Origin of the sequence: Xanthomonas campestris pv. phormiicola (genome assembly GCA_025666215.1) — a bacterium.
Classification (GTDB): Bacteria; Pseudomonadota; Gammaproteobacteria; order Xanthomonadales; family Xanthomonadaceae; genus Xanthomonas_A; species Xanthomonas_A campestris_A.
This window is the reverse complement of the sequence record CP102593.1, coordinates 22409-37708: the sequence shown is the minus strand read 5'-3', so window position 1 is coordinate 37708 and position 15300 is coordinate 22409. Positions and strand designations below refer to the sequence as shown.

The following is a 15300-nucleotide window of genomic DNA, read 5'->3' as shown; positions in this document are numbered from 1 at the left end:
CATCGGCGCCGCGGGTCCGCGACGCGGCGAGCATCGCGTGTCTGCATCGCGCGTGGCGCTGGCGCATGCCGCCGAGTGCGGCACCGCGGAGATGCCGTCGGTTTGCAAGGGTCGGCGCCAACGGATGGCTCAAGACTTCGTTCGTCGCGACTGAAGTCGCTCCCACAATGGATACGAGAGCTGAGATGTGTGTGCGAGACACGCCGCTTGTTGTGGGAGCGACTTCAGGGCACCTCTAACAACCTCAATTCCCAAAATTTCACGCTATACGCATCAATGACTTGCGAGCGTTTTAGCCGAGTTTTTTGGAGTTGTTGGAGGTGCCCTTCAGTCGCGACGCGGTTCGCCACCAGATGCCGGAAAGGCAGACAACGGGACGCCGCAATCCGTCCGGCTCAGCTCCCCGGCAACCGCTGCTGCAGCGTCTCCATCTCCTTCCACGGATGCTCGCGCAGGCGCGCGGCGCGCTGCAGCGCCTTGGCCAGCGGGAACGCCTGCGGCGAGGCGATCCGCGCCAGTTCCTCCCAGCGCAGCGGCACCGCCACGGTGGCGTGCTCGCGCGCGCGCAGCGACCACGAGCACACGCTGGTGTTGCCGCGGCCGTTGCGCAGCCAATCGACGAAGATCACCCCGTTGCGCTTGGCCTTGCTCATCGTGGCCACGTAGCGGTCGGGTGCGAACGCGGCCAGCGCCTGGGCGAAGGCTTCGCAGAAATCGCGCGCCTGCTCCCAGTCCGCGCCGGGCACGATCGGCACCACCACGTGCAGGCCCTTGCCGCCGGACAGGCGCACGAAACTCTCCAGCCCGGCCTCGCGCAAGCGGGCGCGGATCTCGCGCGCGGCCGCCTTGATCTGCGTCCAGCGCACGCCCTCGCCCGGGTCCAGGTCGAACACCAGCCGGTCCGGGTGCTCGGGATCGTCCACGGTCGATCCCCAGGGATGCAGCTCCAGGGTGTTCATCTGCACCAGCTCCAGCAGGCCGGCGAGATCGTCGATGTACAGGTAATCCTCGGTGCCGCTCTTCTGCTTCAGCGCGATCGCGTGCACGTGCTGGCCGAGCGCGCGATTGTTGTGCTTCTGGAAGAAGCATTCGCCGCCGGCGCCGTCGGGGCAGCGCAGCAACGACAACGGACGGCCGGCGACTTCCTGCAGCAACCATGGCGCGATGGCGCGGTAGTAGTCGGCAACCTCGCCCTTGCTGATGCCGGCGCCCGGATACACCACGCGCTCGGGATGGGTGACGGTCACCGCATCGGCCGCGGCCGCGGCGCTGGACACCGCCTTGCGCGCCTTCGACGCGCGCGGCGCGGCCCTGACCTGCGCTTTCGCGGCCGGGCCGTTCGCAGCCCGCTCTTTCGCAGCCTTGCCGATTCCGGCCTGGCCTTGCTTGCCCTTGGCTTGCGCGGTCCTTGCCGCCGCGCGCGTGGCCGCTGCCACCTTTGCCGGCGTGGCCACGCGTGCCGCCGTGGCGTGGTTGCCACGGCGCGCGGGCGGCGGCGGCGCACGATCGCCGCCCAGATCCTGCAGCGGCTTGTCCTCGCGCAGGCGCTTGAACGCGGCCTGGCGCAGCAAGCCTTGCTTGGCCCAGCCACGGAAGGCGACTTCGGCGACCAGCTGCGGCCGCACCCAGTGCACGCTGCGCCGCGGCAACGGCGCATGCGCAGGAAGATCCACCACCTCCTGCTCGCTGTGCAACGCCTGCAGCTGCGCAAGCAACCGCTGCAGGCCGGCCTCGTCGAAGCCGGTGCCGACACGGCCGACATAGCGCAACCCGCCATCGCTGTGCTGCGCCAGCAGCAGCGAGCCGAAGCCATTGCGCGCGCCCTTGGGATCGGTGTAGCCGACGATGACGAACTCGTCGCTGTTCTCGTGCTTGGTCTTGACCCAGTCGCCGCCGCGGCCGCCGTGATGGCGCGCGTCCACGCGCTTGCTGATCACGCCTTCGTAGCCCTTGGCGGCCGCGGCGGCGAACACCTCCGGACCATGGCCGAGCACGTGATCGCTGTAGGCCAGCACGCCCGGCGCATCGCCCAGCAGCGTGCGCAACAACTGCTTGCGCTGCAGCAGCGGCACGTCGCGCAGGTCCACCCCGGCCACGCCGAGCAGATCGAACGCCAGGTAGCGCAGCGGCTGCCTGGAGCTGCCGTCGATGACCCGCTGCAAGGCGGAGAAATCGCTGCGGCCGTCCGCGTCGAGCACCACCAGCTCGCCGTCCAGCCGCGCCTGGCTGACCGGCAGCGCCTGCACCGCGTGCGCGACCCCGGGGAAGCTCTCGGTCCAGGCCTGGTCGTTGCGCGAGCGCAGCGTGGCCTGGCCGGCCTCGAGATCGGCGAGCAGGCGATAGCCGTCCCATTTGATCTCATGCAGCCACTGCGCGCCGTCGGGGGCGCGCTCGCGCAAGGTGGTCAGCTGTGCGCGCTCGCCTGGCGGACATGGACCATCGCGTGCGCCGTCCAGCGCCAGCGCGCGCTTGCGCCAGGCCGCATCGCTGCGCCGCGGCCGCGCTGCGCGGGGTGCGGCAGTTGCGGCCGGCGCTTGGCCGCGCGTGGGTTTTGCCTTGCTGGCCTTGGTCGCCTTGGTCGCCTTGGTCGCCTTGGTCGCCTTGGCGGCGCGCTTGGCAGCGGCCGCCAGCGGCTCCTGCAGCAGGTCGTCGGCCTCGCGATCGGCGGCGAACGCGTCGTCGCGCTTGATCAGCAGCCACTGCGGCTGCTTGCCGCGCAGCGCGGTGCGCAGCAGTTTCCAGTTGCCGTTGAGGCGCTCGCCGTGCAGCACGAAATCCAGCTTGCCGGCGGCGATCGCGGCCAGCGGCTCGCCGTCGCACGACCAGGTGCCGTGGTCGAACCCCTCGACATGGCCGGCGCCGTAATGGCCGTCGGGAATATCGCCGGCAAAGCCGGCATAGGACAGCGGATGGTCTTCCACCTGCACCGCCAGGCGCTTTTCGCCCACGCGCAGCGACGGCCCCTTCGGCACCGCCCAGCTCTTCAGCACGCCATCGGCTTCCAGGCGAAAATCGTAGTGGCGCGAACTGGCGTGGTGCAGCTGCACGACGAAGATCGGCCGCCGCGACGGCGCCGCGGCGCTGTCGTCGGCCGGTTCCGGGGTCGCGCCGAAGCGGCGCTTGCGGGCGTATTCGCGCAGGCTCATCGCGCCCTACCCCGCCTTGCGCCGCGCCGGCAGCTTGCTTGCGGCGGGCTTTTTCGCCGGCTTGGCCTTGCTCGCGGATGTCGCGCCAGGCTTGGCGGCCTTCTTCGCCGCTTTCTTGGCCGGCTTCTTCGCGGTCTTGCGCACCGGGACCGACGCCTCGGCCTGTTTCGCCGGCGTGCGCCGCTTGGCGTCCAGGCTCTTCTGCAGCAGCGACATGAAATCGACCACGTTGGTGGCGGCATCCTCGCGCTGCGGCGCGTCGGTCTCGTCGTCCACCTGCGCGGTGCCTTCCTGCGCCTCGATCCGCTTCTGGATCACCGCCTGCAGGCGTTCGCGGAACTCGTCGTGATAGGACGCCGGATCCCACTTGCCGGACATCGAGCCGATCAGCTGCGCGGCCATCTCGGTTTCCTTGGCGCTGATCCGGTAGTCGGCGGCCTTGCCGCTGGGCAGCGTGTAGTCCTCCAGATCGACCAGCTCCTGCGGATAGCGCAGCAGGATCAGCACCAGCGCGTCCTCCTGCGGCAGCACCGCCGACAGGTATTCGCGGGTGCGGATCACCACCCGCGCGATGCCGACCTTGCCGGTGGCGCGCAGCGTCTCGCGCAGCAGCACGTAGCCCTTCTCGGCCTTCTTGCCCGGCACCAGCACGTAGGGTTTCTCGAAATAGCGCAGGTCGATGTCGGCGGCGTCGACGAAGGCCTCCACTTCCACCGTTTCGTGGCTTTCCGGCGCGGCCGAGGCGATGTCCTTCTGCTCGACCACCACGTAGTTGCCCTTGCTGTACTCGAAGGCCTTGACGATGTCCTTCCACGGCACCTCTTCGCCGGTGTCGGCGTTGACCCGCTCGAAACGGATCGGGCGCTTGTCGCGCGCATCGAGCATGCGGAAGTGCAGGTCGATGCGGCGTTCGCCGGACATCAGCGCCACCGGCACGTTGAGCAGGCCGAAGGACAGGGTGCCGGTCCAGATCGGGCGCGCCATCAGTGCGCCTCCATGCGCAGCGCCGGCGCCGGCAGATGGTCCAGCGCCTGCCACGCATCCTCGATCACCGGCCTTGCCTGGCGCCAGTCCAGGCACGATTCGCCGCGGACCTGCTCCCAGTGCGCGGCCAGTTCGCCATCGGTGTCGGCCATGGACGCGCGCGGCCAGCCGCCGGCGTGGGTGCGCAGCGCGAATGCATAGGCCGGGCACAGGTCGCGCCATGGGGTGCCATGGCGGGCGCGGCGCTGGCGATAGTCGGCCAGGCTGTACTGGCGGTAGTCCGCGGCGGCGTGCGGATGCGCACTGGTCGCATCGTGGCGGCCTGGCGGCGCGGCCGGCAACGGATCCAGGTGGGCATTGAACAACAGCGGATCGGGGCGGGCGCTGGGGCACATGGCGAAAGCTCCGGGCGGCATCGGCGGCGGCGGGGAGGCAGCAGTAGCGCCGGTACCGTTAGGCGTTCGTGACAGCCGCGTGGACGCGCTGCGATTCGCAGCGGCTTCACCGGGAACGCACTGCACTGGGCGCAGCGTTGCCCTACCCCACAGGAGGAATCGGCCATGTCCACGCCCACCGACCCGCTGCGCAGCGACCCCGTCCCCGGCGAACAGCGCGGCAAACGCGACGGCCAGGACCGCGAGGACCGCGGCGCCGGCGACAGCCCCGCCACCATCGTCGAGCACGAACCGCGCACCGGCGCGGACCGGCATGCGCCCGAGGCGGCGGCGGATGCCACGGACGAAGACCGGGCGCGCCAGCACCACGCCGACGCCAATCAGGACGAAGCGCTGGAAGAGACCTTCCCCGCCAGCGATCCGGTCTCCGCGTTTGTACCGTCCAAGGCCCCGTAGGCCGGTCAGCGCAATTGTGGGAGCGACTTCCGTCGCGACAGGCGCTACCGGGAAGGCCCGTCGCGACGGAAGTCGCTCCCACAACGTTCTTGCGCCTGCTCAAGCGGTTGCGGCAAGGCTCGCTATACCCTGCCCGCCGCCTGCAACGCCGCATACTCCTCGTCGCCGAACAGCCGCGAGCGCACCAGGAAGCGCACGCCTTCGCCGTTCTCCAGCGAGAACATGCCGCCGCGACCGGGCACCACGTCGATGACCAGTTGCGTGTGCTTCCAGTATTCGAACTGCGGCGCGCTGATGTAGAACGGCGCGCCGCCGATCTCGCCCAGCTGCACGTCGCGGTCGCCGACGATGAAATCGTCCTGCGGATAGCACATCGGCGAGGATCCGTCGCAACAGCCGCCGGACTGGTGGAACAGCAACGGCCCGTGCCGCGCGCGCAAGGTTTGGATCAACTGCAGTGCCGGCAGTGTCGCCAGCACCTGCAGCGGCAGACCGGAGGCGGGCGCGACGGCGTCCATCAGGCCGCCATGTCCAGCACGATGCGGCCTTCGATCTGGCCGGCGCGCATGCGCGCGAATACCTCGTTGATGTTCTCCAGCGCGGCGGTGGCCACGGTCGCGGCGACCTTGCCCTGCTCGGCGAAGTCCAGCGATTCCTGCAGGTCCAGGCGGGTGCCGACGATCGAGCCGCGCACGGTCACCCCGTTGAGCACCATGCCGAAGATGTCCAGCGGGAACTGGCCCGGCGGCAGCCCGTTCAACGACACCGTGCCGCCGCGGCGGACCATGCCGATCGCTTGCTCGAACGCCTTCGGCGACACCGCGGTGACCAGCGCGCCGTGCGCGCCGCCGATCTCCTTCTTCAGGTAGGCCACCGGGTCGGTGGTCAGCGCGTTGACCGTCACCGTGGCGCCCAGGCGCCGGGCCAGCGCCAGCTTGGCGTCGTCCACGTCCACCGCGGCCACGTTCAGGCCCATCGCCTTGGCGTACTGCACCGCCATGTGGCCGAGCCCGCCGATGCCGGAGATCACCACCCAGTTGCCGGGCTTGGTGTCGGTGACCTTCAGGCCCTTGTACACGGTGACCCCGGCGCACAGGATCGGCGCGATCTCGACGAAGCCGATGGTGTTCGGCAGGTGGCCGACGTAGTCGGCATTGGCCAGCGCGTATTCGGCGAAACCGCCGTTGACCGAGTAGCCGGAGTTCTGCTGCGCCTCGCACAGCGTCTCCCAGCCGCCCAGGCAGTGCTCGCAATGCCCGCAGGCCGAATACAGCCACGGAATGCCGACCCGATCGCCTTCCTTGATGTGGCCCACGCCAGCGCCGACCGCAACCACATGGCCCACGCCCTCGTGACCGGGAATGAACGGCGGGTTCGGCTTCACCGGCCAGTCGCCCTCGGCCGCATGCAGGTCGGTGTGGCACACGCCACAGGCTTCGATCTTGACCAGGATGTCGCCGGCCTGCGGCCGCGGCACCTCCACTTCCTCGATCGTCAGCGGCTTGCCGAATTCGCGCACCACTGCAGCCTTCATCGTCTTGTTCATGGAGTACTCCTTGGAAGAATGGGTGACAGCACCATCGTTGATCCGGCGCTGGCGCGCTTTGATCCAGATCAGGAAGTGGCGTCCGCTGCGGCGCCCTGGCGCGGCCACGGCAGGTCGGGCCGCACGCACGCACCGCGGGCGCGGCGACAGTCAGGCGCGCACGGCACTGGCGTGCGTCACCATGCGCCGGCAGCGCGACGCCCGGCGTGAGCACGCGCGCCGCGTGGGGCTACCGCTGAGCGCGGCGGCCCCACGGCCGAGGCCGGACTCAGAAGAAGCCCAGCGCCTTCGGCGAGTAGCTGACCAGCAGGTTCTTGGTCTGCTGGTAGTGGTCGAGCATCATCTTGTGGTTCTCGCGGCCGATGCCCGACTGCTTGTAGCCGCCGAACGCGGCATGCGCCGGATAGGCGTGGTAGCAGTTGGTCCACACCCGCCCGGCCTGGATCGCGCGGCCCATGCGGTACAGCCGTGCCGCATCGCGGCTCCACACGCCGGCGCCCAGCCCGTACAGCGTGTCGTTGGCGATCGCCAGCGCCTCGGCCTCGTCCTTGAACGTGGTCACCGACACCACCGGCCCGAAGATCTCCTCCTGGAACACGCGCATCTTGTTGTGGCCCTTGAACACCGTCGGCTTGACGTAGAAGCCGCCGGCCAGCTCACCGTCGAGGGCGTTGCGCTCGCCGCCGATCAGCACCTGCGCGCCCTCCTGCCTGCCGATGTCGATGTAGGACAGGATCTTCTCCAACTGCTCGCTGGAGGCCTGCGCGCCGACCATGGTGTTGGGATCCAGCGGATTGCCCTGCTTGATCGCGGCCACGCGCTTGAGCGCCTTTTCCATGAACCTGTCGTAGATCGATTCCTGGATCAGCGCGCGCGACGGGCAGGTGCACACCTCGCCCTGGTTGAACGCGAACAGCACGAAGCCCTCGATCGCCTTGTCGAGGAAATCGTCGTCCTCGGCCATCACGTCGGCGAAGAAGATGTTCGGCGACTTGCCGCCCAGTTCCAGCGTCACCGGGATCAGGTTCTGGCTGGCGTACTGCATGATCAGCCGGCCGGTGGTGGTCTCGCCGGTGAAGGCGATCTTGGCGATGCGCGGGCTGCTGGCCAGCGGCTTGCCCGCTTCCAGGCCGAAGCCGTTGACCACGTTGAGCACGCCGGCGGGGAGCAGGTCGCCGATCACCTCCATCAGCACCAGGATCGAGGCCGGGGTCTGCTCGGCCGGCTTCATCACCACGCAATTGCCGGCGGCGATCGCCGGGGCCAGCTTCCAGCACGCCATCAGCAGCGGGAAGTTCCACGGGATGATCTGCCCGACCACGCCCAGCGGCTCGTGGAAGTGGTAGGCGATGGTGTCGCTGTCGATCTCGGAGATGCCGCCTTCCTGCGCGCGGATCGCGCCGGCGAAGTAGCGGAAGTGGTCGGCGCACAGCGGCACGTCGGCGTTGAGCGTCTCGCGCAGCGGCTTGCCGTTGTCCCAGGTCTCGGCATAGGCCAGCAGCTCGAGGTTCTGCTCGATGCGATCGGCGATCTTGAGCAGCGCGTTGCTGCGCTCGGTGGCCGAGGTCTTGCCCCAGGCGTCCTTGGCCGCGTGCGCCGCGTCCAGCGCGGCCTCGATGTCCTGCGCGTCGGAGCGCGCCACCGAGGTGAACACCTTGCCGGTGATCGGCGTGCTGTTGTCGAAGTAGCGGCCGCTCCTGGGTTCCACCCATTGCCCGCCGATGAAGTTGCCGTAACGCGACTTGAAGATGGATTGCGGATCGGTGGCATGCGGCTTGGCGGTGGTCACGGCGTTCATCGGGGTCTCCTGCGGCGGTGGGAAGGGATGCGGCGTGCCGCATCCGGGTAGGCGGTAACCGCAAGAGCGATGCCAGGTTCCAGGTGCTGCGCTGCGTCACGCCGCCGCACCGCGACGGATCGGCGCACCCAGCCGATTCCTGCTGCAGCGCGTCACGTCTGCCGATTGCGCGCCGGCGGCGGATGTGGTGTTTATCGGAACACCCGTCCCAACACCTGTCGCAATCTGCGACAGCGGAGCCGCCATGGCGCACCCGCAAACGCAGCACCAGCTCGGCCATGCCCGCCGGATCTTCTTCGAGCGCGGCGGCGCCCCGGTCGGCCAGGTGCCGGACACCATCCTGCAGTCGTGGCAGCGCTGCCAGCGGCTGGGCCTGGCCGCGCAGGGCACGCCGCCGATCGAGCCGGTCAGCGCGCCGCGCCTGCGCGAACTGCGCGAAGCGCACGAGCGCCTGTGGCGGCTGGCGCGCGCCGAACTGGAAGGCCTGGCCGGCGATGCCGCCGCCACCGGCAGCATCGTGCTGCTGACCGACGAGGCCGGCTGGATCCTCGACGCCGAAGGCAGCCCACGCTTTCTCGACAAGGCCGGACGCGTGGCGCTGATGCCGGGCGCGTGCTGGAGCGAGACCCAGGTCGGCACCAACGCGATCGGCACCGCCATCGTCGAGAGCCGCTCGGTGGAGGTGCGCGGCGGCGAACACTACTTCGCGCCGCACCAGATCCTCAGCTGCGCCGCGGTGCCGATCTTCGATCCCTACGGCCAGCTGGCCGGCGTGCTGGACATTTCCGGCGACGCCAGCGTGCAGCACATGCACGCGCTGGGCCTGGCGCGGATGGCGGTGGCCAGCATCGAGCACCGCTATTTCGACGACGGCATCGCCGGCTGCGACCTGCTGCGCGTGCACCACGATCCGGCGCTGCTCGGCACCGCGCGCGAAGGCCTGCTCGCATTCCGCAACGGCAAGCTGGTGGCGGCCAACCAGGCCGGCCTGCGCCTGTTCGGGCTGGAGCGGCACGACCTGGGCCGCGCGCCTTACGACGCCCTGTTCGAAGAGCCGCTGTCGCGGCTGCGCCAGCAGGGCAGCGTGTTCGACCTGCAGGGCCGCGCCCTGCACGGCCGCGTCGACAGCCTCGGCGATGCGCAGCCGCGGCGGCGTTCGCAGCAGCCGCCGATCACCGTGTCCACGGCCACGCGCGCCCATGCCCCTGCCGATGCGCCGCTGTTCGATGCCATGCAGGAGCTGGCGCTGGAGCGTGCGCGGCGCGTGCTCGATGCGCAGTTGCCGGTGCTGGTGCAGGGCGAAACCGGCACCGGCAAGGAAGTGTTCGCGCGCGAGCTGCACCGGCGCAGCGCGCGCGCCGGCAAGCCGTTCGTCGCGGTCAACTGCGCGGCGCTGCCGGAAGGGCTGATCGAGGCCGAACTGTTCGGCTACGAGGACGGCGCCTTCACCGGCGCGCGCAAGCACGGCAGCCCCGGCCTGTTGCGCCAGGCCGACGGTGGCGTGCTGTTCCTGGACGAGATCGGCGACATGCCGCTGGCCCTGCAGCCGCGCCTGCTGCGCGTGCTGCGGGAGCGCGAACTGCTGCCGCTGGGCGGCGGCAAGCCGGTGAAGCTGGATTTCGCGCTGATCTGCGCCACCCATCGCGACCTGGACGAGGCGATGGCCGAACGGCGTTTCCGCCCCGACCTGTATTACCGCATCGCCCACCACGGCGTGCAGATTCCGGCGCTGAGCGTGCATCCGGATCGGCGTGCGGTGGTGCAGGAGCTGTGGGCGCGGGTAGGGCAGGGCCGGCGCCTCACCGACCCGGCGCTGGCCACGCTGAGCGCCTATCCGTGGCCGGGCAACCTGCGCCAGCTGGTGGCCTGCCTGCGGACCTTGGTGGCACTGAGCGACGCCGGTGCCGTGGTCGACGTCGATGCATTGCCCGCCTATCTGCCCGGCGCACGGCGCGGCCTGTCTGCGGCCAGCGGCGCAGCCGTGCCGGGGCAGAGCGCATCGCCGGGCGAACTGCTGGCGACCCCGGCAAGCGCATCGCCATCGGCGAGCGACCTGGACAGCCTCGCCCTGGCGGCGATGCGCCAGGCGCTGGAAGCCTGCGGCGGCAACGTCGCCCGCGCCGCGCGCCAGCTCGGCATCAGCCGCAGCACGCTGTACCGCCGGCTCGGGCTCGGCGCCGCGGCGCCCTCGGCTTGATATCGGCGTGCTGCTCCGTCCCGCTTGCATGAGCCGGATGTGCACCATCCCTCATGCTTTGCAACTGCGTTGGGGCGCAGCACTCTTGATGCGCCACCTGGCGGCACACTCTGCGCCTCCGTGCACTGCAGTTCCCACCTGTCACGGCTTAGCTGGATGCCGGCGTCCGCGATGAAAGGTCCTTCCCATAGGCATTCCAGAGCCACACGGCGCACAACGGGAAAACAAGGTAGCGCGATGCGATGGAGAGGATCTGAGAGAGGACTCCGTAAGATCCGGAGATGCCATCGGCACTAAAGAACGAGAAGAACCAGAACGCGCTCAACACGGAAAGCAAAAGGTATTTTTCGGGATTTCTCCCGCAGATGCCGTCGCAAGCGCGAGGAAATGTCTTCGTGAAAAAGCGAAAAACGATGTATCCCGAGAGTGTCATCAGCGCCGGAAATAGGGCCCACGGCGAGAGCCCGAGTCCTTGTGCGGCCAGCGCGATGTCCGCATGCGTCGTGATGGCACGAATCGGCACATAGCCCCATACGTTGCCCGCGCACATCAGGCACAACCAGTACAGGAAGGCATGAAGCAACCATTGCGATCGAACCACCTTCGTGCGCAACAGCCTGTCCAGCAGAAAGAAGAGCGCGCCGTTGCCGATGAACGGGCCGGCCAGTGCGATGACCGCCACGCTGTACCCCTTCCCGTTCGCCAGGATGGGGCCGTAGTCCACGTTGTCTGAAACATCATCGAGGAAAATGACGTTGTTCGGCGTTGCGGAGCCATAGTCGATAGCAAAGGGGGTTTTCATCCAACCCAGTAACCACGCCATGCTTGAGTGGCTGTACTCATGGGTCAGGTAGGCCAACGCGTGCGCTACGATCGTCATCGCGAAGGTCACGATGGCGAATCGAACAACATTCCACCCGCAGTCTCTCACGCCGACATGCTTCATTTCGCAGACGTGCCGTCCCGATGCAGGGAGCAACTATAACGCCAGCGATCCATCTGCTGTCCGATCCAGCGCGCGCATATCGGCTATCAACGTCCAGGCGTCGCTGGTGGCGTTTGTGAAAAGGGTGTTTCCCTCTGGACCTGCGTCAAGCCGATGTGCTGCAGGCTCCGCCATGCTCAATGCGCGAAATCCCACTGCAACCCGACCGTATAGCCGCGGTCCGGTCCCGGCTCGTAGTAACGGCCATTGGCGTCGTTGACGATGACCGAGCCGATGTAGGCGTGGTCGAGCGCATTGTCGATGCGCGCGAAGGTGTGCAGCGCACCGTGCGCGGTGCTCCAGCGGCGCGAGGCCTCCAGGTTCAGCAGCGCGTAGCCGGGGGCGGTCTCGGTGGCCAGGTCGTTGGCCACGGTGTCGCCGGCGGCCACCGCTTCGACCGCGAACTGCCACGCGCGCGGCTGCCACTGCCAGCGCGCGAAGAACTGCTGGCGCGGCACGCCGGGCAGGCGCGACCCGGCCGCCACCCGCGCGGTGGGCGTGGCGCAGCCGCTGCTGGCGCAGGTCAGGTAGGCCTGGCGCACGGTCGCCTGCAGCCAGGTGTAGGACAGCTGCAGCTGCGCGGTCTCCCCGAGCGGCAGCAGGTAGCTGGCCTCGGCGCCCTGGCGGCGGGTGCGGCCGATGTTGCGGTAGGTGCTGCGGCCGTTGGTGTTGCTGGCCACCGCCAGCTCGTCGTCGGTGTTGGCGCGGAACAGCGCCGCTTCCCAGGCGGCGCCGGCCTGGTCGCGCCATTTCGCGCCGAGTTCCAGGTTCTCGCTCCTGGCCGCGGACAGGTCCAGCGCCAGGCCGGCGCCGCCATCGTTGCGGTAGCCCAGTTCGTTGAAGGTCGGGGTCTCGAAACCGCGCCCGGCCGAGGCGTAGAAGCGCAGGTCGTCGCTGGCGCGGAACACCACCCCGGCCACCGGCGTGGTCGCCGAATAATCGGTGCTGCCGCTGTCGTCCGGATTGCGGCCGACGATGTAGGCGTCGTCGGAACGGAACCGCACCTGGCTGTGGCGCAGCCCGGCGAGCAGCGACCAGCGTTCGCTGAACTGCCACCAGGCCTGGGCGAACTGGTCCACGTTCTGCACCTGGTCCTCCTGGTCGCGGCGCAGCCGCCCCTTCACCCCCAGCGTGCTGCCGACGAAGTTCTCGTAGCCGGTGCGGTGCTGCTTCTGGCGATCGGCATTGGCGCCGACGGTGAACTGGAACGGGCGCCCGCCGAGCTCGCCCTGCCAGGCCCAGCGCGCATCGATGCCGCCGTAGTCGCCGTCCAGGTCGATCAGCCCGCCGGCGTGCAGCGGATTGGCCTGCACCGCCACCGGCACCGCCAGGTACTGCTGCACGTCGCGGCGCCCGGCATAGCCCATCAGCCGCCAGGTCTGCTGATCCACTTGCTGGGTGAAGATCGCCCCGGCCTGCGCCTGGCGGGTGGACTTGCGCGTGTCGAACTGGGTCGCCACGGCGGTGGCCTGCTGCGGATCGGCATGGAACTGGGCGCGGGTCAGGCCCAGCGGATCCTGCGCCCACGGCGCGTCCAGGTAGTTCAGCACCAGATCCAGGCGCCGGCCCGGGGCCAGGTCGAAGCCGAGCTTGGCGTTGACCGACTCGCGCCGCGCCTGGCTGTGGTCGCGGTAGCCGTCGGTGCGGAAGTGGGTGGCGGCCACGTTGTAGTGCACGGCGCCTTGCTGGCCCTGCAGTTGCGCCCCGGCGCTGTAGGTGCCGTTGCTGCCGGCGGTGGTGCGCAGCCGCCACGGGTCGTCGGGCGCGCCGTCGGCGCTCCACAGCTGCACCACGCCGCCGGAGGAGTTGCCGTAGAGCGCCGAGAACGGGCCGCGCAGCACCTCGATGCGCTCGGCGCCGAGCAGGTTGAAGTGCGACAGCTGGCCCTGGCCGTCCGGCATCGTCGCCGGGATGCCGTCCAGCAGCAGGCGCACGCCGCGCACCCCGAACGCCGAGCGCGCGCCGAAGCCGCGGATCGACAATTGGGTGTCCTGCGCGTAGTTCTGGCGGTCGCGCGCCAGCAGCCCGGGCACGCCGGACAAGGCCTCGGAGACCTGCACCCCGGTGCGGTTGCTGTCGCCCACGGTGATCGCGGTCAGCGACGCGGGCAGGTCGAAATCGTCCACCCCGCTGACCCGCGCGGCCTGCACCTGCACGACCGGCAGGGTGGTGGGATCGGGATCGGCGGCGGCGCAGACGACCGGCGACAGCCCCGCGGCACAGAGGCCGCAGAGCAGGGCGAGGGGATGGCGATTGGGCATGCGTGCATCATCGCCCATGCGCCGCCCGGCCGCACGCGGTGCGGCGCAAAGCCCCGCCACGCAAGGACCTGCGTTTGCTAGGATGGGGCGTTTGACCGCGCCGGCTCCGGTCCCTCCCGGCCCCCACCTTTCGCCACCAAACGAGTACCGCCGTGTCCTTCTTTGCAAACGTGGAACAGGTCCCAGGCGACCCGATCCTGGGCCTGACCGAGGCCTACAACGCCGATTCCCGCCCGACCAAGGTCAACCTGGGCGTGGGCATCTATTACGACGAGAGCGGCCGCATCCCGCTGCTGCGCGCCGTCCAGCAGATCGAACGGCAGCTGGCGCAGGACGCCAAACCGCGCGGCTACCTGCCGATCGACGGCCTGCCGGCGTACGACCTGGCCACGCAGAAACTGCTGTTCGGCGCCGAGTCGCCGCTGCTGGCCGCCGGCCGCGTCGCCACCTCGCAGACCATCGGCGGCAGCGGCGCGCTGCGCGTGGGCGCGGACCTGCTGAAGAAGCTGCTGTCCACCTCGACCATCGCCATCAGCAACCCGAGCTGGGAGAACCACCGCGCGGTGTTCTCGGCCGCCGGCTTCGACGTGGTCGACTACACCTATTTCGATGCGGCCACGCACGGCCTGAACTTCGACGGCATGCTCGCCGACCTGAACAAGCTCGCGCCGGGCACCGTGGTGCTGCTGCACGCCTGCTGCCACAACCCGACCGGTGCCGACCTGACCCAGGAGCAGTGGCGCAGCGTCGCCGCGCTGCTGAAGGAACGCCAGCTGTTCCCGTTCGTCGACATCGCCTACCAGGGCTTCGACAAGGGCATCGACGAAGACGCCTACGCGGTGCGCCTGCTGGCCGAAGCCGGCGTGGACAGCTACGTGGTCGCCAGCTCGTACTCCAAGTCGTTCTCGCTGTACGGCGAGCGCGTCGGCGCGCTGTCGGTGGTCTCGGCCACCGCGGCCGAGAGCAAGGCGGTGCAGTCGCAGGTCAAGCGCATCATCCGCACCATCTACTCCAGCCCGTCCACCCACGGCGCCGCGCTGGTGGCCGGCGTGCTCACCAGCCCCGAGCTGCGCGCGATGTGGGAGCAGGAACTGACCGAGATGCGCGAACGCATCCACGCGCTGCGCGCCGGCATGGTGCAGAAGCTGGCCGCCCTCGGCGCGCCGGAGTTCGGCTTCATCCAGCAGCAGGCCGGCATGTTCTCGTACTCGGGCCTGAGCAAGGCGCAGGTGGACCGGCTGCGCGAAGAGTTCGGCATCTATGCCGTCGGCACCGGCCGCATCTGCGTGGCTGCGCTGAGCCAGGCCAACCTGGACTACGTGACCCAGGCCGTGGCCACCGTGCACAAGGGCTGATCGCTCGCGGCGACGTCGCGACACGAAGCCGGAAGCGCCTGCGCTTCCGGCTTTTTTGTGCGCGCTATCGACCGCCTGTTGTGGGAGGGGCTTCAGCCCCGACGCATGGCATTCTCCGAACGCCCCGCTCCCATCGACCCGTGCCGTTGTGCTGCGGCTGCACGCCATCGCTCTCCC

General features: G+C 69.5%; 11 protein-coding genes. 3 read left to right on the top strand and 8 right to left on the bottom strand.

Annotation, left to right across the window (positions count from 1 at the left end):
* Window positions 1–395: 395 nt before the first annotated feature.
* From ligD to NRY95_00160, 3 genes are read right to left on the bottom strand one after another with little or no spacing between them, the layout of a single operon-like run.
* Complete coding sequence (gene ligD, locus NRY95_00170) at window positions 396–3146, bottom strand: DNA ligase D (protein ID UYC16440.1); 2751 nt, start codon at window positions 3144–3146, stop codon at window positions 396–398.
* Between the two features lie 6 nt (window positions 3147–3152).
* Window positions 3153–4130 (bottom strand): Ku protein, encoded by a 978-nt coding sequence (locus NRY95_00165; GenBank protein UYC16439.1) that lies wholly within the window; start codon window positions 4128–4130, stop codon window positions 3153–3155.
* Window positions 4130–4525: a hypothetical protein gene (locus tag NRY95_00160; GenBank protein ID UYC16438.1), complete on the bottom strand. Its 396-nt coding sequence runs from the start codon at window positions 4523–4525 to the stop codon at window positions 4130–4132. The genes NRY95_00165 and NRY95_00160 overlap by 1 nt, the downstream gene beginning before the upstream one ends.
* A gap of 165 nt (window positions 4526–4690) precedes the next feature.
* Between NRY95_00160 and NRY95_00155 the strand changes: the two genes are divergently transcribed.
* Complete coding sequence (locus NRY95_00155) at window positions 4691–4981, top strand: hypothetical protein (GenBank protein UYC16437.1); 291 nt, start codon at window positions 4691–4693, stop codon at window positions 4979–4981.
* 122 nt (window positions 4982–5103) lie between these two features.
* On the opposite strand, the gene NRY95_00150 is transcribed toward NRY95_00155, so the two are convergent.
* From NRY95_00150 to NRY95_00140, 3 genes are all read right to left on the bottom strand, one after another.
* Entirely contained in the window at window positions 5104–5499 is a 396-nt protein-coding gene (locus NRY95_00150; GenBank protein ID UYC16436.1) for a DUF779 domain-containing protein, read from the bottom strand.
* Window positions 5499–6527: an alcohol dehydrogenase AdhP gene (gene adhP / locus NRY95_00145; GenBank protein UYC16435.1), complete on the bottom strand. Its 1029-nt coding sequence runs from the start codon at window positions 6525–6527 to the stop codon at window positions 5499–5501. The genes NRY95_00150 and adhP overlap by 1 nt, the downstream gene beginning before the upstream one ends.
* 268 nt (window positions 6528–6795) lie before the next feature.
* On the bottom strand, window positions 6796–8325 hold the full coding sequence (locus NRY95_00140) for an aldehyde dehydrogenase family protein (GenBank protein UYC16434.1): 1530 nt from the start codon (window positions 8323–8325) through the stop codon (window positions 6796–6798).
* A 244-nt stretch (window positions 8326–8569) separates the two neighbouring features.
* Here NRY95_00140 and NRY95_00135 point away from each other — a divergent pair, with 244 nt between their 5' ends.
* Window positions 8570–10522: a sigma-54-dependent Fis family transcriptional regulator gene (locus NRY95_00135; GenBank protein UYC16433.1), complete on the top strand. Its 1953-nt coding sequence runs from the start codon at window positions 8570–8572 to the stop codon at window positions 10520–10522.
* Window positions 10523–10670: 148 nt separating this feature from the next.
* On the opposite strand, the gene NRY95_00130 is transcribed toward NRY95_00135, so the two are convergent.
* Window positions 10671–11468 (bottom strand): hypothetical protein, encoded by a 798-nt coding sequence (locus NRY95_00130; GenBank protein UYC16432.1) that lies wholly within the window; start codon window positions 11466–11468, stop codon window positions 10671–10673.
* Between the two features lie 176 nt (window positions 11469–11644).
* Window positions 11645–13768: a TonB-dependent receptor gene (locus NRY95_00125; protein UYC16431.1), complete on the bottom strand. Its 2124-nt coding sequence runs from the start codon at window positions 13766–13768 to the stop codon at window positions 11645–11647.
* Between the two features lie 152 nt (window positions 13769–13920).
* Here NRY95_00125 and NRY95_00120 point away from each other — a divergent pair, with 152 nt between their 5' ends.
* The gene (locus tag NRY95_00120; GenBank protein UYC16430.1) at window positions 13921–15123 is read left to right on the top strand and encodes an aspartate/tyrosine/aromatic aminotransferase; all 1203 of its coding nucleotides are present in this window, start codon (window positions 13921–13923) and stop codon (window positions 15121–15123) included.
* Window positions 15124–15300 lie beyond the last annotated feature (177 nt).

Bases quoted from the DNA above. Each gene is read 5' to 3' on its own strand.
- ligD (UYC16440.1), bottom strand. From the start codon at position 3,146: ATGAGCCTGCGCGAATACGCCCGCAAGCGCCGCTTCGGCGCGACCCCG.
- NRY95_00165 (UYC16439.1), bottom strand. From the start codon at position 4,130: ATGGCGCGCCCGATCTGGACCGGCACCCTGTCCTTCGGCCTGCTCAAC.
- NRY95_00160 (UYC16438.1), bottom strand. From the start codon at position 4,525: ATGTGCCCCAGCGCCCGCCCCGATCCGCTGTTGTTCAATGCCCACCTG.
- NRY95_00155 (UYC16437.1), top strand. From the start codon at position 4,691: ATGTCCACGCCCACCGACCCGCTGCGCAGCGACCCCGTCCCCGGCGAA.
- NRY95_00150 (UYC16436.1), bottom strand. From the start codon at position 5,499: ATGGACGCCGTCGCGCCCGCCTCCGGTCTGCCGCTGCAGGTGCTGGCG.
- adhP (UYC16435.1), bottom strand. From the start codon at position 6,527: ATGAACAAGACGATGAAGGCTGCAGTGGTGCGCGAATTCGGCAAGCCG.
- NRY95_00140 (UYC16434.1), bottom strand. From the start codon at position 8,325: ATGAACGCCGTGACCACCGCCAAGCCGCATGCCACCGATCCGCAATCC.
- NRY95_00135 (UYC16433.1), top strand. From the start codon at position 8,570: ATGGCGCACCCGCAAACGCAGCACCAGCTCGGCCATGCCCGCCGGATC.
- NRY95_00130 (UYC16432.1), bottom strand. From the start codon at position 11,468: ATGAAGCATGTCGGCGTGAGAGACTGCGGGTGGAATGTTGTTCGATTC.
- NRY95_00125 (UYC16431.1), bottom strand. From the start codon at position 13,768: ATGCCCAATCGCCATCCCCTCGCCCTGCTCTGCGGCCTCTGTGCCGCG.